Genomic DNA, 23,686 nt, shown 5'->3' with positions numbered 1-23,686 from the left:
TTATAGTGATAATTATTTCATTATACTTACCGGGTAAAACCTATGATAAACTGCTTTTAAAGTTTAAAATGTTATATAGCGGGAGGATATATCTTGTATACATGGGTATAGAGAATTGTGGCACATAGAGCTAAAAGAGGAGGTTTATTGAATGATGTATACATATCGTAAAATAATCTTAGTGATTTGGATTATTTTCACATTGGTAATGGGATTCTTCGCTCTAAAAATGCCTGGTATTCTGCAAGGCAGCGGCTTTGAGATGGAAGAGTCCTCCTATGATAAAACAAATGAGCTATTAGAGGATCGGTTCGGCCAATCAGCCTCACCTTATATCATTTTATTTGAAAATAAGGATAATTTAGAGGAAAAGGATTTTAAACAAAAGATAAACTCAGTATTGAATGATGTGAAAAAAATCGACGGGTTTAGCTCAGTAGAATCCCCCTTAGAAAATGATTCACAATATAAAAAGGAGATTGCCTATGCCTCTATCTCTTTTGACGAAGACACACAAGAACCTGCAGATTATATTAAAGCTTTAAACCAAGAGATTGCTGGCCAGGATATATCCGCTTCTCTGACTGGTAGCCATGTCATTGAAGAAGATATGAGCAAAGCATCTCAAACTGATTTAAAAAATGCCGAAATGATTGGGATTCCAATCGCCATGATTGTATTGTTATTAGCTTTTGGAGGATTGGTTGCTGCTTCCATTCCCCTGATGACCGGGATTGTAGCCGTTGTATCCTCGATGGGGATTATTTATTTTATTGGTCAGAGTATTAATCTTTCCGTGTTTGTTTTAAATGTTGTTCCCATGATTGGGTTAGCAGTCAGCATTGATTTTGCCCTTCTCTACATCCATCGATTCAGAGAAGAACTGCAGCATCATGAAGTCAGTAAAGCCGTGAGCATTACAAACAAAACTGCCGGGAAAGCAATTGCTTTTTCTGGAACCTGTGTTGTTCTTGGTCTTGCAGGGATGTTTTTCATTAATATTGATATATTCCGAAGTATAGCTGTCGGCGGTATAGTCGCTGTTTTCATTTCTGTCATTTCTGCCCTTACCTTCCTGCCGGCCTTATTAGGCATTATCGGTAAAAACATTAACAAAGCTATGATTCTAAAAACTAAAGAAAACTCGGACAGTAAATGGAGAAGTTTCGCAAACTTCGTAATGAAACGCCCTATAATTATGGCCTTAGCCGCTTTACTCATTTTAATGATTGCAGCCACCCCTATTCGCAATATTGATTTAGAAATACCTAATGCTGATTCTTTGCCGGCTGACAGTCAAACAAGAATTGCATATGAAAAATTTGAAGACTCTTTCCTTCCAAGCAATCAGTCAAACGTACCGATTGTTTTAGAAACAAAAAATCAAGAGGACATATTATCAAAGGAATCCCTTGAGAACATAGAAGCATTTATAAATGAGCTTAAGGAAGATGAGCTTGTCGATCAAGTTGATTCAATATTTACGTATACAAACACAAACTCCGCTGAAGAGTTATATCAAACCTTACAATCTGATGCGGCTAGAGAAAAAATGGCTCCTGTCCTCGAAAAGCTAGTGAATGAAGATACAACCCACATAACGGTTAAACTCGATGCAGCATACAAAACCGCGAAAGCAAAAGATTGGGTTCGAGAGGCTGAGAATCAAGACATACATCCAGAGCTGACTCACACTATTGGCGGTCAGGCAAAATTCACACAAGAAATTTTTGATGAAATCCTGGAGCAGGTCCCAAAAGGTTTATTACTGATTATCGGGGCTACTTATTTGATTTTATTAGTTGCATTCCGGTCTGTACTCATTCCGGTGAAAGCTATTCTGATGAATATCCTTTCCCTTGGAGCTGCCTTTGGTATCATTGTATGGATTTTCCAGCATGGGAATTTAGGAGTTGATCCTAACCCAATTGCACTAATGATACCTATCTTAACCTTTGCAATTGTTTTTGGATTAAGTATGGATTATGAAGTTTTCTTAATCTCCCGTATCCAAGAGATTTATCTCGAAACTGGAGATAACGATAAAGCTACCCTTGAAGGCTTAACTACAACAAGCAAAATTATCACCTCGGCAGCCGCCATAATGATTGCTGTTACAGGTGCCTTTGCTTTTACAGATATTGTACCGGTAAAGCAAATCGGGGTTGGTGTGGCCTTAGCTATTTTTATAGATGCCACCCTTGTCCGTATGGTCCTTGTTCCTTCTCTAATGAAATTGCTGGGCAAATGGAATTGGTGGTTCCCTGGACAAAAAAGGGCGAAAAAAAGCAATAATTGATTGTATACCAAACTCGCATCCTCAATTGTTTTGGATTACACTTTAACTGAAGAGATTTATCAATTTGGAGGTGTTTGGCAATGAACAACCATGAAATTGATTACAAGATATACGGAGACGATATGCAATTTGTAGAAGTGGAATTAGATCCGAAAGAAACAGTCGTGGCCGAGGCCGGAAGCTTAATGATGATGGATGAGCAGATTCAAATGGAAACCATTTTCGGTGACGGTTCTTCTTCCCAATCTGGAATGATGGGCAAATTATTCAGTGCCGGAAAAAGAGTCCTGACTGGAGAAAGTTTATTTATGACCACCTTTACAAATGAAGGAACTCAAAAAAAGCATGTATCTTTTGCTTCTCCATATCCGGGAAAGATCGTTCCTTTGGATTTAAGTGAATTGGATGGAAAGGTAATCTGCCAGAAGGACTCCTTTTTAGCAGCTGCGAAGGGTGTATCAGTAGGTATAGAATTCCAGAAAAAAATTGGGGCTGGCTTTTTTGGCGGTGAGGGATTTATCATGCAAAAACTCGAGGGTGATGGGATGGCTTTCGTGCATGCCGGAGGGACATTACATCAAAAAGTATTAGCTCCAGGAGAAAAAATACGAGTAGATACCGGCTGTATCGTTGCAATGACCAGAAATGTCGATTACGATATTGAATTTGCCAAAGGTATTAAAACCGCGTTATTTGGCGGAGAGGGTCTGTTTTTTGCTACATTGCAGGGTCCTGGAACAGTCTGGGTTCAATCACTCCCCTTCAGCCGCCTTGCAAGCAGAGTGTTTTCCGCTATGCCGTCTAGAGGCGGGTCAAGCGATGAAGGCAGTGTAGCAAAAGGTCTTTTCGATATGTTTGGTGGAAAATAGAAGAATAGCAAATTAGTAGCCCAATAGAAAAGTCTATTGGGCTTTTTTTGTTTTATCCCCTATTCATTTGAATTATATGGTAATTTAAAGTAAAGGGAATATTTTCATAGTCTCTAATCCATAAATTGCTTCCAAAAAATACGCACTTCAATCCCTTTACAATCACGTTTTTAAGTCCTTATTTTCGGGACAACTCCTCTCCCACATAGGAGGTGTTATAACTTCCGTAATTTTACCTGTCATTATTCTTGAGCAAACCCGTTCTATAGCAATGGGTAGAGTAATCTCCATTAATTCCTTACTCTTTATCAGTATCCTTTCTTTTTTCAGTATCCTTGTTAATAGATTGAATCGTGTCTAACTTATCCTGCTTGTCGGTTTGGCTGTGAAACGATTCATATGGCTCTAAGTATAGCTATTTTAAAATCGTGTTTCTTACATTCCAGCACAATGAAGTTCGCATTTTTAATTAAATTAGGAAAGATGAAAACAGGAATAACATGTTATAATTATATTAATATAATAAATTTTCTGAAAGGTGATGCTATATGAGTATCTTGAATAAGTTTCACCATACCAACCCAACTGAAGAACTTTTATATAAAGCACTTAATGCTGATGAAAACACAGAAACGGATACAATTATTAAGCTTTTAGAAACCGCCCTGCAATCCATCTCGGGTAAAATGCCAAAGAGGGTCAGTAAAATGGTGTTTCCTGCTACAATCCTTTTGGCTGATCAATATATAAAAGTGAATAACCTGCAAAAAGCTAGAGATACATATGAAGCAGCCTTATCACTGGCTAAAACAGACATGGATAAAATGCGTGTTCATGAATCAATCGGGAAGATGAATTACTTACTTAATGATTTTGAAAAATCAGCAAGCCATTATCTTAAGTCCCTGCACTATGCCGCTAAGTACACACCTAAAGATGCGATAAAAAATGTCCACTCCCATTTATTGCATCAACTAGGTCACGTATTACTCGATAACCATCGTTCTGTTACGGAGGAACAAAAAAAGCAAGCTGATGAGTTTCAAAAATATTTACTGAATCAACCTAACTCCTATAACTTAACAAAATTAAATTTTTATCGGGATATTGGAATGGATTGGTGGAAAGAGTTTCATCTATTTAACCAGTAACTAAGTAAGACCGCGAATGACCATTTCCGGTCTTACTTCTTTTTATATCCATATAGTAATCAGTCATTTACTTCGCATCTATCACTAATAACCCTTATCCATTTTTATGGAATATTTTAGCTGACTGTTAAATTGAGTATAATAAGAGAACCTAGAAAAAAAGCGAAGAAAGCTGGTTGTACTCGATGATTTTATTTGAAAAGGAATTTTGGAAATTTAATATGGTTGGCATTGTAAATACAATCAACTATTATATTTTGTATTTACTTTTTAAAGAAGTGTTTCAGATGAACTATATGACTGCCCATTTACTTGGTTTTTTTATCAGTATGATTGGCTCCTTTTATCTGAATTCCTATTTTACCTATCGAACGAAACCAACTTTAAAAAAATTCCTTCAATTCCCATTAACCTATGTCGTTAATATCTTAGTGTCCACGCTTGCCATTTATATTTTAGTCCAGTTGCTTTCCATACATGATAATATAGCACCTATAATCGCTACTATTATTGCGATTCCTTTTACCTTTTTACTCTCAAAAATGATTCTTGCAAAGGATTAATTTAATTCGGGATTAAGATTTGAAAGTATTGATCAACCTTGAAATAAAAAAATCCTATAAAAGCATATCATCACTGCTTTTATAGGATTTTATTTTTAGAAAGCATTAATGGTGGTGTGTATGGATAAATTTTGTATTTCTTGTATTTGCGCCTACCAGTAACAAGGAGTGGGTACTCATTTTCCCGCTTGGTAACTTCCTGACTCCATTCAAAAACATACCGTCGGTGATTGCCGTTGCAGAAAATAAACAATCATCTGTACGAATAATTTCATCCAGCTCGAAAATTTTAGTTGGATTTTCAATACCCATTTGTACACATCGGTTATATTCTTCCTGATTCATAGGAACTAGCTGCCCCTGAAAATCTCCTCCCAGACATTTTAGTGCAGTTGCAGTGATGACACCCTCTGGAGCTCCGCCTGTACCGACAAGCATATCAATATCCATTCCATCGATTCCAGTTGCTATAGCGCCCGTTATATCAACATCAGAGAATAACTTCAACTTCGCTCCCAGTTCGAGAACCTGTGCCATTAAAGTACTATGCCTGTCGCGGTCCTGAATCATAATGGTCAATTCTCTTACATCTTTTCCAAGGGCCTTCGCAACTGATTGCATATTCTCTTTTAAGGAGGCATTTATATTAATACATCCTTTTGCATTTGGCCCAACTGCGATCTTTTTCATATACATATCAGGAGCATGAAGCATGCTTCCACTTTTCGCAGCAGCCAACACAGCCATTGAATGATTTTTCCCTTTAGACATTAACGTAGTACCTTCCACCGGATCAACAGCTATATCAATTGCCGGACCGTTCCCATTTCCCAGCATTTCATTGATATAAAGCATTGGCGCTTCATCCATTTCTCCTTCACCAATTACGACTCTTCCACACATATCGATTGTATTTAAATGATGCCTCATAGCCCTTGTCCCTGCACCATCTGCTTCAATCTTATTTCCCTTTCCTATCCAGGGATATGAAGCAATAGCTGCCTGTTGAGTAACATGTAGCAGATCTTCTGCAATTTGCTGTACGGTGTGTTTCTTACTCGCATACTTGGTGAATTCCATAATCAACTTCCTTCGTTTAATAGTAAATTTCCCTATCCATTTTAGGGTTCATTTATACAAATAAACAAGTTTATAATTTTGGTAATAAACTATGCAGCCAGATAAGCATTTTAATTAGGAAAAAACAACTTTATTTACATGTAAAGATAAGGCTGTTTTCATAAACATTATTGCTAACGACTAATAAAAAAAGTAGACAGCTTTTTAACTGTCTACTAAGAAACCTGCACAATCAACTAATCCTAAAACACCTTCTAATTCCTAGAGTGGATGATGACCGTTTATGTAAACAACTTTAGCAAGATTTCTCACTCTCACAAACAAATTGCTCCAACTTCTGAATTGCTTCCACTACCCTCTCAGCTGTAACCAATCCAATTGACATTACATGAATCGACTCACCCGTAACTGTTGCTTTTTCAGCAACCTCAGCAATCAGCGCTTCCGTTATATCTTCCACACCTAAATCTGTTAAGGATAATGGAAGGCCCAACTCCTCATAAAACAGTCGAAGCTCTTCAATTTCTGTCCATTTGTCTTCCAGCACTAGCTGAACTAAAATGCCATATGCCACCTTATCACCATGCAAGGCGTGATGAGTTTCTTCAAGTACCGTTAAACCATTGTGAATCGAATGAGCGCCAGCAATTCGACCGTAATAATCACCATAGCCCCCAACCATGCCACCAAACATAATAATCGTTTCCACTACTTTGACGAAATCATCATTTACTTCCCCAGCCTTTGCAGCTTCAACAGCTCCACGGGCGAATTTTAGCAATAAATCCTTACATTCTCTTGCAGCAAAATGAGCAATTTGCAGTGGAACAGTCTTATTATCAATTACAGCCATCTGTACATCCGCTTCGTACCATTTCGCAAGAGTATCTCCAATACCGGCAATTAACATTTCTATTGGAGCATCAACTAAAATTTGCGGCTCCACTAGCACCAGACTGGTACAAACCGGATATATATCATAACGAATGAAAGCTCCGGAATCATCATATATAACGCTTAAAGGCGTCCATGGCGAACAATTAGATGCCAATGTCGGAATGAGAATGGACTGCCTTTCAGTCGCATCGCAAACCGCCTTAACAAGATCGAGTATCTTTCCGCCTCCGACACCTATTACCGCATCCAATGAATGATGCTTGACCAGCTTAGTAACCGCCTCGATTTCGGCAAATGAGCACTCGCCTCCGTACGTATATTCTTCCAATTCTACCTCTGCCATTTGCGGCCAATACGGCTTTACTGCCTCCCAGGACTTTTTGCCACGAACCACAAGAACTCTGCGGAGATTGCGTTCCAGCAGCTTAGCTTCCAATAAATCTAAAGCGTTATCTTTCAAAATATATTCACTTGGAGCACCATGAACTGAAAAAACAGTCATTTTCATCACTCATTTCTATTTGCTGTTAAAAACATTAATAAAGTGGGAAGTGTTATCTTTATATATTCTGTATGTCTAACCTTACACCCGCCATGCTCCTTCTATGGTTTTGTATTGTTTACGAATTAGTTGTTTAATCTAAGGGATATACAGCCTTAGTATTTATACATAAAACAAAGAGAGAACTGAGGACATTTTTTCTTATTATTTCATCCATTCAGGCTTGCCGAAGCCGACAAATTCTTCATCGATTATTTTTTCGAATTCATCAGATTCTACCACTGATAAAATATCCTTAGCTAGCTGTGAATCATCATTATTAGCCTTTACAGCCACTAAATTTCGATACGGATCAAGCATATTCTCAAGCGCTAATGCACTTAATAAGTCCATATCTGCAGCTAATGCGAAGTTTCCTGGTACTGCTGATAAATCTGCACTGTCAATAGATCGAGGTAGCTGTCCTGACTCTAGCGGCTGGAATTTTAAGTTTTTCTTGTTTTCGATTATGTCCTTTTCAGAAACTTTAAGGGGTTCTGCATTTTCATCTACTACAATTAATCCTTCATCTTGAAGTGTATTGAATGCGCGAGCTGCATTTACCGGATCATTCGGAATTGTAATCGTCGCTCCGTCCTTCACTTCATCCAAAGATTTATACGTGTTTGAATAAATACCCATCGGCGCAGTCGGTACTTTAATTAACCCTGTCAAATCCATGCTGTTCTCTTTTTCAAAGTTTTCCAAGTAAATAGTATGCTGAAAAAGGTTCGCATCAATATCTCCACCATCTAACGCTTTATTCGGTTGAATATAATCACTGAACTCCACCACTTCTACTTTGTATCCCAATTCTTCCAAGCCTGGCTTGATTGCTTTCGTTGCCATATCACTATAAGGACCAGAAGTAGCTCCAATTTTAATATCCTTTGACTCTGAGCTTGCATCCTCAATGCTTTCATTGCCGCTGCAAGCTGCCAATGTACCTACCACTAAGAATAAAATAAATGCTGTTAACCCCTTTTTCATGAAATAATTCCCCTTTTCTATTATCTTTTATCTATAACTTTTGCGATGAAATCACCGGCAAGTTGGATAACCTGAACCAATACGATTAAAATAATAACAGTTGCAATCATAATGGTATTATCATAGCGATAATACCCATAGCGAATCGCTAAATCACCAATACCGCCACCACCGACCGTTCCTGCCATAGCAGAAAACCCAATCAAGCTAATTAATGTAAGTGTAATACCCGAAATGATACCTGATCTCGCTTCGAGCAATAGTACTTCCTTAATAATCATCCACGGTGTCGCACCAGCTGCTATCGCGGCTTCAATAACACCTTTATCAATTTCTCGTAAAGACGTTTCAACGATTCTCGCAAAAAACGGAATAGCTGCGACTGACAGCGATACGCTAGCAGCTGTTGGTCCAATCGTTGTCTTTACAACAAATTCGGTCAATGGCATAAGAGCAACCAATAAAATAATAAATGGTATTGATCGGACCAAATTGACGACAAATCCTAATATCCTCTGAACCGTTTTGTTTTCCCAAAATAAACCCTTTTCTGTCACATATAATAGAATTCCAACTGGTAAACCAATCACGATTGCGACAGCTAAAGAAATGGAAATCATGTAAATCGTCTGCAAAAATGCTGTGTTAATTTCAGGAATAAGCTCTATAAAGTGGTTGAAATCAAAGCCCATGTTGGAACACCTCCACTTCTGCCTCTCGACTTTCTATATAAGATATCGCTTTATTAATCTCTTCCTTCTGTCCGCGAAGCTCCATGATAAAAATACCTAAAGGCAATTCCTGAATATATTCAATTGAGCCATGAAGAAAATTGCCTTTTACATTAAATTGCTGAAGCGTATCCGATATGACTCCCTCACCGGCAACCGTTCCCCTAAACGTCACCTTGACAATCGGACCCTTGCAACTTTGGTAAATAGCGTCAGGTATATCGAACGAAACAACACTGTTAATGAATTCCTTCGTAAGATCGGCATGGGGTTTAGCAAAAATATCATACACCGAGCCTTCCTCAATGACCTTGCCATCCTGCATAATCGCCATTCGATTACAAATTTCCTTTACTACATTCATCTCATGTGTAATCAACACAATCGTAATATTGAGCTCCTTATTGATTTTTTTCAACAAATTCAATATTGATTTCGTTGTCGTCGGATCTAGTGCTGAGGTCGCCTCATCACAAAGGAGTACTGTCGGGTTATTCGCCAACGCCCTTGCAATCGCTACACGCTGCTTCTGTCCCCCACTTAGCTGCGAAGGATACACTTCACGCTTTTCAGCTAATCCGACCATTTTCAACAGTTCTTCTACTCGGTCTTGTATTTGAGTCTGCGGCACTTTTGCTGCCTTTAAAGAAAAAGCTATATTTTCAAAAACTGTTTTCTGGCTAATAAGATAAAAGTGCTGAAAAATCATCCCGATTTTTAAGCGTGCATGACGCAATTGCTTGCTTCTCAACTTAGCCAGATCAATTCCATCAACTGTGATATTTCCCGATGTTGGACGCTCCAACAAATTAATACAGCGTAGCAGCGAGCTTTTACCTGCTCCTGAGTACCCGACAATCCCGAATATCTCGCCTTTTTTAATTGTTAAGGAAACGTTGTCAACTCCATTTACTATACCGCTTTTAGTTTTGTAAATCTTATTAATATTCTGAATTTTTATCATATGCCAACCTCTATCTCTACACATTTTTTGAAACAAAAATGCCCCTCTCATCTGAAAGGGGCATCGAAATACATCTATCTCGACTTATCTTTCAGAATGTAATACATTCTGCAGGAATTGGCACCTTCCCTATTAAGGGGGTTGCCGGACGTCATAGGGCCTAGTCCCTCGGTCGCTCTCGATAAGCTATAGCTTTATTTGATTTGTTTATGATATTACAGACTTCAGAATAGTCTGTCAACAAAAACCTTTTTGACGTAAACTGTTGAACCGCTTTCATCATTGCAATTTCAATAAAATATTCCAATCCACATACATCGGATTAAAAAACTCCCCATTCTTCTTCGTAGGGCTGAACTGACGATAATGTAAAACTCTACATTTTCGCAAGCCGACTGAATAACACTTTCATCGCTCACTATTTTCATCTGCCAAACAAGCTCATTTAATGTATAGTCTCCACATTTCACATTTTCCGAAAAACAATCATTTCTGAAAAAGCTACCACACCCACTTCATCAAACGTTCCCCTATAATCTATGACTCAGCAAATCTAATAACCATTTACTACCGCTATATTCAAATTCTTTCAGCTCACTATAGACATTTCTAAATAAAGGTTATAGAATTTTATCTATTATTTAAATATTCAAAACTATATTCTCTTCGTAAAGGTGAATTATATGACATATTCAGAACGCTTAAAAAAACTGCCAGTCCAATTTTTTGCAACACTTGTCCTAAAAGTTAACAGCGCTATAGCTGAAGGCAGAGACATTATTAATCTCGGACAAGGAAATCCTGATCAACCTACTCCTGCGCATATCGTCAAAGCCCTGCAAGTGGCGGCTGAAGATGCACAAACTCATAAATATTCTCCATTTCGGGGTTTGGAAGAGTTGAAAGAAACGGCAGCACAATTTTATCACAAGCAATATGGCGTCGAGGTTGACCCTAAAACTGAAGTTGCCATCCTTTTTGGAACGAAGGCCGGACTAGTTGAGCTACCAATGTGCTTGCTCAACGATGGAGAGCTAATGCTCTTGCCAGACCCAGGCTATCCCGACTATTTATCTGGAGCTGTATTAGCAAACGTAAACTATGAAACTTTTCCACTAACAAAAGATAATCAATTTTTGCCGGATTATGAAAGCATCCCTTTAGAACAAAGAACCCATGCAAAGCTAATGTATTTAAACTACCCAAATAATCCTACCGGAGCTACCGCAGATCATGCTTTTTTTGAAAAAACAGTATCATTTGCAAAAGAAAATAACATTACCGTACTTCATGATTTTGCCTATGGAGCTATTGGCTTTGATGGACAAAAACCTATCAGTTTTCTTGAAACGGAGGGTGCAAAAGAAGTCGGCATTGAAATGTACACACTCTCGAAAACTTACAATATGGCAGGCTGGCGTGTTGGCTTTGCTATCGGAAACCCAGCTATCATCGAAGCACTCAATCTCATTCAAGATCATCTTTACGTCAGCCTCTTCCCTGCTGTACAAAAAGCGGCAATCGCAGCCTTGACAGGGGAGCAATCCTGCGTAGAAGAGCTTATCGAACGCTATGAACGACGACGAAATTCCCTCATTGGCGCTTGCAATAAAATCGGCTGGAAAGTCGAAGCCCCAACTGGTTCATTCTTTGCTTGGCTTCCTGTCCCTGCCGGTTTCAAGAGCGAGAGCTTTGCTGATTATTTGCTTGAAAAAGCAGATGTAGCCGTTGCAGCAGGAAAAGGCTTTGGTGAATACGGAGAAGGCTACATTCGTGTCGGCTTATTAGTAGACGAAGACCGGCTAATAGAAGCTATTGAACGTATTGGAAAGCTAGGAATATTCACTTAAACAACTGCGGTATTGAACTGCTCCCTGTCTAGTAAACAATGAATATAATAAAAGCAGAACCCTGAATTCTAAGGGGTTCTGCCGCTCAATCTCTATTGATAACGTTGTTACAGATGCTATTAACGCCTCTTTTAAAATTCGTTTTTTTAATAATACTATTCTATTTTACTGTGCCCCAAAATGAATCGCCCCATGTGATCAATACAGCGTTCTTTTTTTTGAGCACAGAAAAACTCCCCATTAGGTAAGCCAGATTTTTCAAACTGTCTTACCTAATGGGGAGCATAAAAAAAGACCGTCAACATGACAGCCTTGATTTTCTGCTATTGACCTGTTAATACAATAGCTACGGTTTACTTATAACTGGATATAGAGAGATTATATTCTCTAATTCTTTAATCAAATCATCTAAATATGATTGATTTGATACAAATTCAAAGGATAATACAGCACCACTTCCTGTCGGATAACAAGTCTCTCCAGACCATTCTATATGCCCCAACTTATCCATTTCACATTCAAAATAAATAAAGCTATCTAAATTTTTCAATATAGCTTTACCCGATAAATCCTTATTCATTAACTTCAAATCATTTAAAAAATCCCTAATGTCATCAGTTCTTAAACTAGCAATAAAATCAACATAATATCCAGGGATTTCAACTTTGTTTCCATCCCAATAATCAAAGCTATTCGGATATTCACGAGCTATGATATCTATTTCTACTTTAGCTTTTTCTCCCAATAGATGGAATTTCATTTTACCACCTCATATTTTATAACTTATTAGCTTTGGTCATCTTGTACTAATCTGTTCCTTTAACCGAATAGCAAAAAAGAGCTGATCAACCAGCCCTTGATATGAAAGTAATACCCTCGTTAGGGAATAAGACTATTTTTCTATAATTATATAATCTTTCGTTTTAGAATATGGAATACCATGTTTGTTAGCAAAATCAACTAATTCTTTGAAAACGTCGTTGGGATTGAAATTTACAATTCGGATGGTAAGTCCTTTTTTAACTTGCATAAAAGCACCTTTGGTATACCAATTGACTCGTTTAAATTTAATCTGTTTTATTTGATGGGGAAATATACTTGTTTTATATAAAGGCCATTTAAAAAACAATATTTGATACGTCAAATAGTCATTATTTATCACAAATTTATATCTGATACATAATAAAACAAGAATAACTAAAGAAAATATCATTTGGAAGTATAATAACCAATCGAAAAAGTCATTTATTGAAATTGTCAATATCATTAATAGCATTATATACCATAATGCTACTCTTTGAGTCTTTGCGAAATAAACCAACTATCTCTCCTCCCTACATGTTCACTTTAACATAAATATCCATACTCCATTGAAATATACTGCCCCTAGCTGCATAGCAAAAAAAGAGCTGATCAGTATTACACCCCAAAAGTCAGATTTCTAACTTATTGGGGTCACTACATCACAGCTCTGATATTGGAGCGGGTACTCCCGATAGTTTCAGTTTAATCTTTCACAAAGAGAGTTAGCATTAGCTAAGTGCTTCTTTTTCCTCAAAGTTTTACTTCAGCTGAGGATTAGCTCTCCCTTTTTCTTAAAAGTTGCAAAGTCCCTTTTTTCTGTTCTTTAAAGTCCTCTAATTGTCTAGGAACATTAGTTACTCCATGATATATTGCATAAAACTCTTCCCACGGTTTTCCATCCAAGCGATAATATTTTTCTAATATATCTATATAAGTAAACAAAGCCTGTTCCACCACAATTTCAGATAGCTCATACTCGCTTGGCAATTCCATATCCAATCTTTCGCATAACAATTTTTGTATTCTCTTTGCATACTTTATCTGTCCCATGGAAACATCTAGCTTCTCATATTCCTCTTTAATGCTCACTTTCATTTGGTTCCCTTCCGATAAAAAGTCGTTACAAATTATACTCTAATTATTAATTAAAAACAGATAATTTACAATACCTACTATTATATTAAGATAATAATCAATTTAGTTTCTAATCGATTTGCAAGTCATCCCACTAATTACTAAATGTTACAAAAATCAGCTATTTTCCACAAAATCATCAATTTTATTCCATGTATGGATTAATGTAGACTTGTTGATGTGCAAAAACACAAAAAATAAAGACAGCTATCATTATCCGATAACTGTCCTCCCTCTTAGTATTCAGTTAAAAATTGATCAATTAATTTAACATATTTTTCTTTTGGGTAACTCATATAGAGCCCTGAAGCCAATCTGACTGCGTCGCCAAAAAAGAATCGTTCATACAGGGATTGCCGCGATCCGAAAGCACTCATGGATATATCCCATGCCAACCGAAAAATCTTCACTTTTTCTTCTGCTCCAACGATGGCTCCCTGCAAATACAAATCAAGATCCGCACCGATTTCTGATGAAAAATCAGCTTCTGTTGGAATGGCCATAAGCCCACTCGCTCCGATTAATTGAAGTATTTCTGTACATCTTGGATACAAACGAGCAAACAATAAAATGGATGCCTGTAACGGATTTACATCCGGTACCATCGTTCCCCACTTATCCGCCTTGGCATTTACTTCAGATGCAAGCAGCAACGCCTTTAATGATTCCAAACCAACATATATTTCACTGATTTTATCATGTATATGCTGATACTCACCCACCTGAATGGAATCAATTAGCTTTTGAGCAAGCCCCAAAATCATCTTCAGCTTGACGATTCTCCTGCTTGTAACCTGATGCGCAGCCAGTAAATGGAAGCTGCTTTCCTGATAAATTTTCTGAGCTATAAGAGGATTCTCATAAAAGAGCACTCTATCCCAGGGAACCAATACCTGATCAAACACGACAATGGAATCCACCTCATCAAAACGGGAACCAAGCGGATGATCAAATGCCGAATCACGGTAGCTAAATGGTTCTCTGCATATAAATTTCAGTCCCGGCGTGTTGCTTGGAATGGAAAATCCATACGCAAAATCTTTATTATGGCTAGCACCATTAGAAGGAAATACCAGTAATTCATCCGTAATTCCTCCCTGTGTGGCTAAAAGCCTAGCTCCATTAATAACAATCCCATCATCCTTTATTTCTGTCGTCTGCGCAGATATTGTCTGGGTAAAATTTTCAACATAATAGGATGAGCGATTTACCTGTGGATTGATAAAAGTATGGGTGAAAGATAAATCTTGCTCGCGGGCATTCTCAAATATCGTCAGCATGTTTTTAGTGAAACGTTCATCCTGCTCAGAAAAAATAGCCGCGGCAGAAGCAAAGGACATCATCACAGTATTCATGTAATCGGGTGATCTGCCCAAAAACCCCCCGCTCGATTTAGCCCATACTTGTGTCATTAGTCTTCTTTTTTCTAAATCCTCTTTTGTTTTTGGTTCCAAAAAAGAGGTCCCAACCAGATTGCCAGTAACAGGTGAACGAAATGTCATGATATTTCGGTTGGATTCCTTTAATTGCAAATCATATAATGCCGCCTGACTCTTTATGACTCCTTTAAAAGCTTGATGTTCAGAAATTTTACCATTCACTTTTTGTCCATCTATCCATATCGATGAATGAAGATTATCTATTTTTTCGATGTATTCCGATCCAGATCTTGTCGGCATAAAACTCCACCCTTATATATTCAGATACAGTAGACTATGTACATACCATCATAATGTATGTACGAATGTCTAATAATTATCCAAAGGGCTTGGACTTTTTAGGAATGTTTATCCTCTGCCTGCCTGGAAACCCGGATATTGTGTCATTCCACCATCCACAAATAAGCTTAATCCTGTCACATAGCTTGATTCCTTAGAAGCGAGCCAAACTGCACATGCTGCAACCTCTTCAGGCTTACCGATATACCCCATCGGAATAAGATCAAGGACCTGTTTCTTCGCTTCAGGATCATTGAATTTTTCTTCATTGATAGGTGTATTGATTGCGCCCGGACATATATTATTTACGCGAATTCCTTTCGGAGCATACTCCAAGGCAAGCGTTTCACTCATTAGTTTAACCCCACCTTTACTTGCCGCATAGTGGACAAAATGGGGCCATGGAATTTGCTCATGTACAGATGACATATTAATGACGGAACCTTTTATCTTATGTTCAACCATATACTTAATGGCTTCTCTGCTTCCTAAAAAACATCCTGTTAAATTCGTGGAAATAACCTTATTCCAATCTTCAAGGCTTAATTCGTGTGAAGGCATTTCATTTTCAACTCCAGCATTATTAACCATGACATCAAGTGTACCAAATGTCTCAACTGCCTCATTTATTAACCTTTTAACGTCCTCTTCTTTCGAAATATCCGCCTGAACAGTGATGGCGTCCCCACCACAGGCTTTAATGATTCGAACAATCTCATCTAGATCTTTTTCAGTTGAACGATAATTAATAACTACTTTTGCTTTCTCTTCCCCAAAACGAAGGGCCATGGCCTTTCCAAGCCCTTTACTTGCTCCAGTTATAACAACAACTTTACCTTCTAAATCTTTATACATAGTACGTTTCTCCTCTCCACTATTTATTTTTTGGTATATCCCAATATAACGCCTCCGGCAATAACAAGGAGACAGCCTGCGATGACCATTATCAACCTTTTCTTATCCTTTTTCTCACCTAATAAGAAAATCCCCCCAAGCGTGGAAATCACAATACCAGTTTGAGAAAGAGAGTAACTTGTGGCTACTCCGATTTTTGGAACTGACAGAAGAAGTGCAATATTACCCGTTGCCCAAACAAGCCCCGAAAGCATATTTCTCACTGTATATTTATCAAACGCATGCTTCCAAAAGCCTATTACAAGACCAACAATTAGCATTCCGGTAGCCTGCGGAAGAATAGCTGACCAGCCATCAATTTCATACCATCTGATAATAACAACATAGCCTATATACCCTAATGATGATAATGTCAGAGTGATTAAGCCTTTTTTTAACTGACTTCCTTCTTCATCGCTATCATTTCCGACTGAATTAAGAATCACGCCTGCAATCAAACAGCAAAGAGCCAGTATCCCCATAATAATTTGAGCCTTCGTGCTCCATTCATTAAAAACAATCAAACCAAATAAAGAAGTTCCGATTAATTGCATGCCCGTTGAAATGGGTACTGTTTTCGATACACCTATATACTTGACGCTAATAAACTGCCCTGTTTGCCCAATTGCCCACAGTCCTCCTGAAATCAACCCTACAATCCAAACTGTAGGATTAAATACAGGTTCAGAAAAAAACAACATAATTACAGCAAAGAGAAATGCACCCAATGTGATTCCCAATGTTTGGCTATAAGCATTTCCACCAAGTTTTACGCTAATTAATACCAAGCTGCCCCAGCATACAGCAGCTAATAATGCTAGTAATATTCCCGACATACATATCCCACTTTCTACCCTTATAGAATCTTTTTACTTTTATATGGCTGTAAAATACCCTTATTTACCTATCCGGAAACGTTAGGCTGAATTTCCTATTTATATTTAATTCATAATTTTCCACTTGCTTATTATGTAAGCGCTAACATATAGTAATAATTGACAGAATTATCAAAATACTCCTTCACAAGAACTCGAACCCCGTCGCTTTGTCATGGACTACTTTTTATTTTAAGGAGGAATTGGTTTGAAATCGAAAGTAACAAATCTTATTTTGGTCACAGGATTAATCATTAGCTTTTTTGCTTTTTTGCCACAGACAAAGGCGAGTGCCGCTGAAAACCAAGGCAATGATTATCCTATCGTGTTTGTCCATGGTTTAGGTGGATGGGGAGAAGGCGAATTTTTAGGTTACAATTATTGGGGCGGACTAAAGGATGTTCCGGAGTACTTAGAAAGCATGGGCCATCAAACATTTGTAGCAAGTGTCAGTCCAGTAGCCAGCAACTATGATCGTTCAGTAGAACTCTATTATTATATTAAAGGCGGCACGGTAGATTACGGAGCGTCCCATGCCAAACAGCATGGACATTCACGTTATGGGCGCACCTATGAAGGGGTCTACCCTGAGTGGGATGCTGATCATCCGGTTCACCTTGTAGGCCACAGCATGGGAGGATTAACAACACGCAGTTTAGTTGATCTTCTAGAAGACGGCAGTGCAGAAGAACGTGACTATCATCAGGTCCACCCGAATGAAAGTATGTCCTCTCTTTTTGAAGGCAATAAATCGTGGGTGCACAGTGTGAGCAGCATTGCTACCCCACATAACGGTACAACATATGCAGATGATGAAAATAGAATAATATCTTTTGTTAAAGATCTAATCATTAATGTCGCCAGTGTTACAGGGATCAGCCAAGAAAACTTAGTATATGATTTTAAATTGGACCATTGGGGAATTCGCAGAGAACCCGGGGAGTCTTTTAAATCGTATCTCTCCAAAGTCATTAACAGTAAGATTTGGGAGAGTACTGATATAAGTGCATATGATTTAAGTACACCAGGGGCTGCTGTACTTAATCAAAAGGTAGAGACAAAATCAGATGTTTATTATTTCTCCTACACCGGTCAAACCTCCAAAAAGAGTATTTTGACAGGTCAGCATATACCATCTGCTTACACACATCTGTTTCTCCATCAACCTACCAGTTTCTTAGGGAAATTTAGTAGAACTAATCCACAAGATGGACCCATTATAGATAAAAGCTGGTGGCCAAACGATGGATTAGTCAGTACGGTTTCGTCTTTTTCGCCATTTGGACAACCAGCAAAAGCCTATAATGGGGTAGCAGAAAAAGGGAAATGGAACTACTACCCTATCATGAGCAATTGGGATCATATTGATTTTATCGGTATTCTCAGCCTTAGCAGCAAAACGCCAGCCTTTAACGTTTATCCGCTTTATAAAGATATAGCTGAAAATGTACACTCATTGGATGAATAACTGCACTTTGCTTGAAAAAAGGAAGTAAAAAAATGCTTATGCCAAGTTCACTTATTTGTGAATTTGGCTTTTTTATGCTCCATCGAAAGTTGTAGATTCTATCCGTAAAATTACGGATGTAATCTTCCATTTTTAAAAATAGAATAAGAAATAGAAACAATATTTCATGTTTTCTTAATTTATATTGAAATATTATCAGAATGTTATAAAATTACATAATGGGAAAAGGGGAGGGTCAACCATGGGTTTTAAACAGTTTCACCGTACAATTAAAATACGTATTATAGAGTCTTTTTTAAGTTCCGCCATTGGAGGTATGATATTTCCATTCATGGCGATTTATTTATCTTCACATTTCGGGGTAAAAATGGCGGGACTTTTATTGCTGATTAATGTGTTTGTCGGCATAGCGATTAATTTCTTTGGAGGATATTTTTCAGATAGCTTCGGCAGAAAAAAATTAATCGTATTTGCTGAATCGCTTCGATTTTTAGCATTCGTTACCATGATGATTTGCAATTCACCATGGTTTACAGAACCGCTGATTACATTCTTTATGATGACTGTTAACAGTATATGCTGGGGCTTAGCAGGGCCTGCAAATCAGGCAATGCTGATTGATGTCAGCCGTCCTGAGGAACGAAAATCGATGTATACCATTATGTATTGGGCAAATAATCTATCCATCGCTTTTGGCGGTGCCATTGGCGGATTTATGTTTAGAGAATACTTCTTTGAATTACTCCTCGCTCTTTCAATTACTTCATTGATTGCATGGACCTTAATTACATTTTTTATTGAAGAAAGCTACATACCAAATAAAACAGAGAAAAAAACACCACCCCAACATGTCAAACAATTATTTTCAAATTATCATTCTGTTTTTAAAGATAAACTCTTTGTCTTATACGTATTAGCAGGAATCTTTGTTCTATCAATGGAATTCCAATTAACAAGCTATATGAGTATTAGACTGTCAGAGGATCTATCCATTCAGAATCTATTAGGAATCGAATTTGGCGGGATTGAGATGGTCGGGTTCTTACGTACAGAAAATACGATTTTGGTTGTAATTTTAGCCCTGTTTGCGACAAAGCTTGTTTCTAATTTGAACGACCGAAATGTATTAATCACCAGCTGCATTGTCTTTGTAGCCGGCTATGCTGTGATTTCTTACTCTAATAATATCTGGTTCTTATTCGGAGCAATGTTCATCGCAACTGTTGCTGAAGTATTGCGTGTGCCCGTCCAGCAAAATTATATGGCTAATTTGCCCCCTGAACATGCGAGGAGCTCTTATTTAGCTGTAAACGGATTAACCTATAATGTGGCCAATTTAATTTGTTCTCTAACGATTACATTAAGTGCGTATCTATCCAATTTAGCTACATCCATTTTTATTACTGGTATCGGTGTAGCTGGTATTGTTATTTTTATCAAGATCGTTCCTGCTCTCGACAGAAGGATACATCCTGAAACTGAGGCAGAGATTAAGACTCCAATGAGCATAACCGATTAATCGATGAAGTAATCTGGTTTTAAGGTAAATGGAGAATTAACCCCATTCCTCATCTGTTTTATATTGAGTTTAGGGAATCCTCTTTAGCAGAGTAAATATGTAGTTGTACACGAAAATAAAGCTCAAAGCAAAATGCTTTGAGCTTTTTTCGGCGTAAGATAGTGAAATAGGTATTTATTCAAATAAGTCTTCCAAAAGATCTTGTACACGTTTTTTCCTTCTTTCAGTCTGCGTTAAATCAAGCTTATAGTTACCATCCTTTTCAATAAGGATATCTCCTTCCCTTACATCAACAGGCAATTTGCTCAACTCAACATCCACCATACTTTTATCAGTTTTCTCACAGACTGCCAAATTACCTTCTATTCGATTAACAATTAATATCATCGTTTGTTCCTCCTTATTGCTTTGTAAAAGATATTTGCATGTTATATGTCCTCATTTGTCTTTAAAAAAGGATTCTCTCTTTTCCCTCGGCGAGTAGTAATTGGCTGGATTTGTTGCGACTTTTCCGTATCCACCCAAATATCCCCTCAATTAGTTCAACGAAAAATAGACAATATCAGTTAGAGCCATTGCATAAAACAATTAATTATGATTAAATAACAAATCCTTTTACACTAATAATGATTAACGAAAAAAAGGTAATAAGAAAGAGGGATAGTATATCATCTTCCCTCTTTTTAACATTTATTACGCATTAATTTAGTATAATCATTTTTCCTTTTATTTCTTATCTTGGAGAACAAGTAGGATGCAGACATGAGTAAAATGATTATTGCCACTATCACGTATTCATTGATTCCACTAGAATATAAACCTGCTGGAATAAGGGCCAAGATAAAAAAATAAATAAAGTTTCCAACGGCCGTACCTAATATAAACTTTTGCAATGTAATTGAACTTAATCCTGCAATTATATTAATGATGCTGGTTGGTATAAAAGGAGTAACTCTAGCAACCAATATATAAGAAACACCTTTATCTTCAATTTTTTGTAATTGTTCAGGAGAAATTTTCGACGAAAAACGATCAGTGAATAGATACCTAATGAAGATAAAAATGATCATTGCCGCCAGAACACTTGTAAGCCAGCTCCAAATAAAGCCTTTAAAAAATCCAAATACAGTAATGTTGATAGTAATCACGAGAATCAGGGGAATAATTGTAAATGAGTTCTGGATAATCATGATAAACAGCATGAAAACGTAGACATATAGAATGGAGTCCAATACAGCTGTTTTTATATATTCGTGATTACCATTTATAATGGCCTTATAAAGGGTACTTTCCTGTATTTGAACAAAAAAGAAAATAGCAAATAGGAGTAAAAGAGTAATAAAGATTTTTCTGCCATTTAAATGATTATAAATGTTTTTCTTCATCTCTCACCATCTTCTCTTTTGCCTTTTTCTTTCCAGTTTGCACTGGAAAGACAGCATATTACCCTATACCCTAAAATTTAAACTTATAGACTATTTATTCATACATTCAATCCATATTCTTCAAAAAATATTATAATAACATTTCCCGGGTAATAAAAAAAGAAGGCTCAAATTTGTGCCTCCAATATAGCTTATGATTGATGAGTCCATACTGACTTTGTATAGGCTATTTTCAACCCTGCTCTTTCCATATTATTTTGACTGATACCGCCGAAGCTCGCCTGACCAACTATTACCTTACAATTATTTCGTTTTGCCTCTATAATCCGTCGTTGTATTAAAGCTCCCTGAACTCCTTTATTTCTATACTGCGGTATGGTTCCTGCTGCAGCTAAGTATGCCCCCCTCTCTCCCATAAATAGTACACCTATGCCCGCAGGTTTATCATTATAATTAGCTAAATAAAATTTCCATCCAGGCATACCATACAGTATTTCATTATTGCGGGCGATATTTTCTTTTAAAAATAACGGCATATCGAAAGCGTCTATATACAGCTCTGCAAATAAATCAAATTCGTTTGATTTAAACTCGCGTATTGAAACTGATGAATTTTCATCTCCATCTATTAATAACTTTTGTGGATCAGCATACAGATTGGTTAAAAAATCGGTGTGTAAATAGCCAAGGTTTGCAAGGGCCGAATAGAGAATGGATGTTGCATGTGCAGGGGTAATTTCAAATCTCGCTGGAACCCCTTTATCGTTGTATAATTGGATCAATTCATTCAATAAAGGAATATCTTTATCCATTATTCCTTTTATTTTGTTAAATGCTGGACCTGGGATATTTTGAGCCACAAAAGCTATCGCATTACCGAACTTCCGTATTTCTATACCCATAGGATTATCCGGAATTTTTTCTATTCTTGATAATCTCGAATAGAATGCGTCAGTTTCAACTTCTTCAATCCACTTTGCTAATTCGTTAGTTACTACTTGCATCATTACCCTCCCCCTTTACATTTATTGTAAAATATATCAAAAATAAAACAAGGGACTTCCGTTTTGGATGTCCCTTGTCCTTAATGCTTTAATATATAGGCGACCTTTTTAATTGCTTCCTGCATTTTTTTACTATTTTTTAGATACATCTGTTTTGCTTCATTGTCATCTGATGATAGTGCTAATAATTCTAAATCTGCCTGGCATTTTTTCATCGTGGCATATAATAGGGGTCTTTCCTGAGGAGATGGAACACGAATCTTATCGTCGAACAAATCGACTGTTAGTTCACCATATGTATTTACTTGTCCGATGAATACATTATCCAATGTCACATTCATTTTAGCTAATTCATTGTTCAGCCATGACTGATTTTTGCCAATCCGTATAAGTGGTTCAGATAAGATTACTCCATCCATTATAACCGTTTGTGGCTCTCTTTCTTTTGGAACCTTCATATTCAAGTCTTTTGCTGTTAATGGTCTATTTTCTTTTTTCAATAGGACATTCAATACTCCGTTTGCCTCTAATACAGCATAATCTACTTCTGAAATATCAAAAACACCATTCTTACGACACATCTCTAGTAATTCATCAGTAGTAACTTTCTCTTTCTTTAAATTACCTTCCAAAACCTTACCATCCTGCATTAAAACAGTACCATTGCCATCAACAAAGTCACGCAACTTCTTGCTTTTTAGAGTGATCCGGCCTGATACATAAGGAACAGCTGCTGTTGCAACAATCGCAATGATTCCCAGATGGATTTTTTGATCCAGGCCTGTCACAACTTCAGCTCCAATATTTCCTATTGTTATTCCTGTGACATATTCAAACATGGATAACTGGGCTATTTGCTTTTTCCCGAGTATTTTGGTGATGAAGAATAAAATTAGTAAAAAAAGAACGGATCTTACTATGACATCTAACCATTCTGGCATTTCCAATAC

At 37.2% G+C, this 23,686-nt stretch carries 21 protein-coding genes and 1 riboswitch; of the genes, 7 read left to right on the top strand and 14 right to left on the bottom strand.

The features are described from left to right. The first annotated feature begins 151 nt into the window (after positions 1 to 151). The 4 genes from FHY47_RS12770 (at position 152) to FHY47_RS12755 (ending at position 4,882) form a co-directional block, all read left to right on the top strand. The gene (locus FHY47_RS12770) at positions 152 to 2,299 is read left to right on the top strand and encodes an MMPL family transporter (protein ID WP_066101996.1); all 2,148 of its coding nucleotides are present in this window, start codon (positions 152 to 154) and stop codon (positions 2,297 to 2,299) included. 80 nt (positions 2,300 to 2,379) lie between these two features. Further along, positions 2,380 to 3,168 carry a TIGR00266 family protein gene (locus tag FHY47_RS12765; protein ID WP_066101999.1) on the top strand — a complete coding sequence of 263 codons (789 nt, stop codon included), beginning with the start codon at positions 2,380 to 2,382 and terminating at the stop codon, positions 3,166 to 3,168. A 548-nt stretch (positions 3,169 to 3,716) separates the two neighbouring features. Beyond that, complete coding sequence (locus FHY47_RS12760) at positions 3,717 to 4,319, top strand: tetratricopeptide repeat protein (RefSeq protein ID WP_066102001.1); 603 nt, start codon at positions 3,717 to 3,719, stop codon at positions 4,317 to 4,319. A 185-nt stretch (positions 4,320 to 4,504) separates the two neighbouring features. After that, positions 4,505 to 4,882: a GtrA family protein gene (locus FHY47_RS12755; RefSeq protein WP_066102005.1), complete on the top strand. Its 378-nt coding sequence runs from the start codon at positions 4,505 to 4,507 to the stop codon at positions 4,880 to 4,882. Between the two features lie 105 nt (positions 4,883 to 4,987). Here FHY47_RS12755 and glpX read toward each other — a convergent pair whose 3' ends face one another. From glpX to FHY47_RS12730, 5 genes are all read right to left on the bottom strand, one after another. Further along, a complete protein-coding gene (glpX, locus tag FHY47_RS12750) occupies positions 4,988 to 5,962 on the bottom strand; it encodes a class II fructose-bisphosphatase (protein ID WP_066102008.1) in 975 nt (324 codons plus the stop codon). A 295-nt stretch (positions 5,963 to 6,257) separates the two neighbouring features. After that, on the bottom strand, positions 6,258 to 7,361 hold the full coding sequence (locus FHY47_RS12745) for an iron-containing alcohol dehydrogenase family protein (protein ID WP_140461124.1): 1,104 nt from the start codon (positions 7,359 to 7,361) through the stop codon (positions 6,258 to 6,260). A gap of 204 nt (positions 7,362 to 7,565) precedes the next feature. After that, a complete protein-coding gene (locus FHY47_RS12740; protein WP_077247973.1) occupies positions 7,566 to 8,390 on the bottom strand; it encodes a MetQ/NlpA family ABC transporter substrate-binding protein in 825 nt (274 codons plus the stop codon). Positions 8,391 to 8,410: 20 nt separating this feature from the next. Continuing rightward, positions 8,411 to 9,082 carry a methionine ABC transporter permease gene (locus tag FHY47_RS12735; RefSeq protein ID WP_066102014.1) on the bottom strand — a complete coding sequence of 224 codons (672 nt, stop codon included), beginning with the start codon at positions 9,080 to 9,082 and terminating at the stop codon, positions 8,411 to 8,413. Then, on the bottom strand, positions 9,072 to 10,085 hold the full coding sequence (locus tag FHY47_RS12730; RefSeq protein WP_066102017.1) for a methionine ABC transporter ATP-binding protein: 1,014 nt from the start codon (positions 10,083 to 10,085) through the stop codon (positions 9,072 to 9,074). Before FHY47_RS12730 ends, FHY47_RS12735 begins: the two co-directional genes overlap by 11 nt. Positions 10,086 to 10,166: 81 nt before the next feature. Beyond that, positions 10,167 to 10,273, bottom strand: a riboswitch (SAM riboswitch). A gap of 495 nt (positions 10,274 to 10,768) precedes the next feature. Here FHY47_RS12730 and FHY47_RS12725 point away from each other — a divergent pair. Further along, on the top strand, positions 10,769 to 11,935 hold the full coding sequence (locus tag FHY47_RS12725) for a pyridoxal phosphate-dependent aminotransferase (protein WP_148630816.1): 1,167 nt from the start codon (positions 10,769 to 10,771) through the stop codon (positions 11,933 to 11,935). 346 nt (positions 11,936 to 12,281) lie between these two features. Here FHY47_RS12725 and FHY47_RS12720 read toward each other — a convergent pair whose 3' ends face one another. The 5 genes from FHY47_RS12720 to FHY47_RS12700 all read right to left on the bottom strand — a co-directional run bounded on the left by FHY47_RS12720 (position 12,282) and on the right by FHY47_RS12700 (position 17,321). Further along, positions 12,282 to 12,695 (bottom strand): WapI family immunity protein, encoded by a 414-nt coding sequence (locus FHY47_RS12720; RefSeq protein ID WP_148630814.1) that lies wholly within the window; start codon positions 12,693 to 12,695, stop codon positions 12,282 to 12,284. A gap of 818 nt (positions 12,696 to 13,513) precedes the next feature. Then, positions 13,514 to 13,834, bottom strand: a complete 321-nt coding sequence (locus FHY47_RS12715) for a hypothetical protein (RefSeq protein ID WP_066102026.1) — start codon at positions 13,832 to 13,834, stop codon at positions 13,514 to 13,516. Positions 13,835 to 14,109: 275 nt separating this feature from the next. Beyond that, complete coding sequence (gene hpaB / locus FHY47_RS12710) at positions 14,110 to 15,552, bottom strand: 4-hydroxyphenylacetate 3-monooxygenase, oxygenase component (RefSeq protein ID WP_139891518.1); 1,443 nt, start codon at positions 15,550 to 15,552, stop codon at positions 14,110 to 14,112. 108 nt (positions 15,553 to 15,660) lie between these two features. Beyond that, a complete protein-coding gene (locus FHY47_RS12705) occupies positions 15,661 to 16,446 on the bottom strand; it encodes a glucose 1-dehydrogenase (protein ID WP_139891519.1) in 786 nt (261 codons plus the stop codon). A gap of 23 nt (positions 16,447 to 16,469) precedes the next feature. After that, positions 16,470 to 17,321, bottom strand: coding sequence for a GRP family sugar transporter (locus FHY47_RS12700; protein WP_066102037.1), 852 nt, complete (start codon positions 17,319 to 17,321; stop codon positions 16,470 to 16,472). Between the two features lie 247 nt (positions 17,322 to 17,568). Here FHY47_RS12700 and FHY47_RS12695 point away from each other — a divergent pair, with 247 nt between their 5' ends. Together FHY47_RS12695 and FHY47_RS12690 are read left to right on the top strand one after the other, a co-directional pair. Continuing rightward, the gene (locus tag FHY47_RS12695) at positions 17,569 to 18,828 is read left to right on the top strand and encodes an esterase/lipase family protein (RefSeq protein ID WP_139891520.1); all 1,260 of its coding nucleotides are present in this window, start codon (positions 17,569 to 17,571) and stop codon (positions 18,826 to 18,828) included. A gap of 241 nt (positions 18,829 to 19,069) precedes the next feature. Continuing rightward, positions 19,070 to 20,347, top strand: a complete 1,278-nt coding sequence (locus FHY47_RS12690) for an MDR family MFS transporter (protein WP_066102042.1) — start codon at positions 19,070 to 19,072, stop codon at positions 20,345 to 20,347. Positions 20,348 to 20,521: 174 nt separating this feature from the next. Here the strand turns inward: FHY47_RS12690 and FHY47_RS12685 are convergent, their stop codons facing one another. The 4 genes from FHY47_RS12685 to FHY47_RS12670 form a co-directional block, all read right to left on the bottom strand. Further along, a complete protein-coding gene (locus FHY47_RS12685) occupies positions 20,522 to 20,734 on the bottom strand; it encodes a DUF3006 domain-containing protein (protein ID WP_066102047.1) in 213 nt (70 codons plus the stop codon). 296 nt (positions 20,735 to 21,030) lie between these two features. Beyond that, positions 21,031 to 21,732: a TVP38/TMEM64 family protein gene (locus tag FHY47_RS12680; protein ID WP_148630812.1), complete on the bottom strand. Its 702-nt coding sequence runs from the start codon at positions 21,730 to 21,732 to the stop codon at positions 21,031 to 21,033. A gap of 191 nt (positions 21,733 to 21,923) precedes the next feature. Next, on the bottom strand, positions 21,924 to 22,739 hold the full coding sequence (locus FHY47_RS12675) for a GNAT family N-acetyltransferase (protein ID WP_148630810.1): 816 nt from the start codon (positions 22,737 to 22,739) through the stop codon (positions 21,924 to 21,926). Positions 22,740 to 22,816: 77 nt separating this feature from the next. Beyond that, entirely contained in the window at positions 22,817 to 23,677 is an 861-nt protein-coding gene (locus tag FHY47_RS12670; protein WP_066102419.1) for a DUF421 domain-containing protein, read from the bottom strand. Between the last annotated feature and the right edge of the window lie 9 nt (positions 23,678 to 23,686).

The organism is Bacillus sp. E214, from assembly GCF_008087365.1.
Lineage (GTDB): Bacteria > Bacillota > Bacilli > Bacillales > Pradoshiaceae > Pradoshia.
This window is presented reverse-complemented; position numbering and strand designations above follow the sequence as displayed.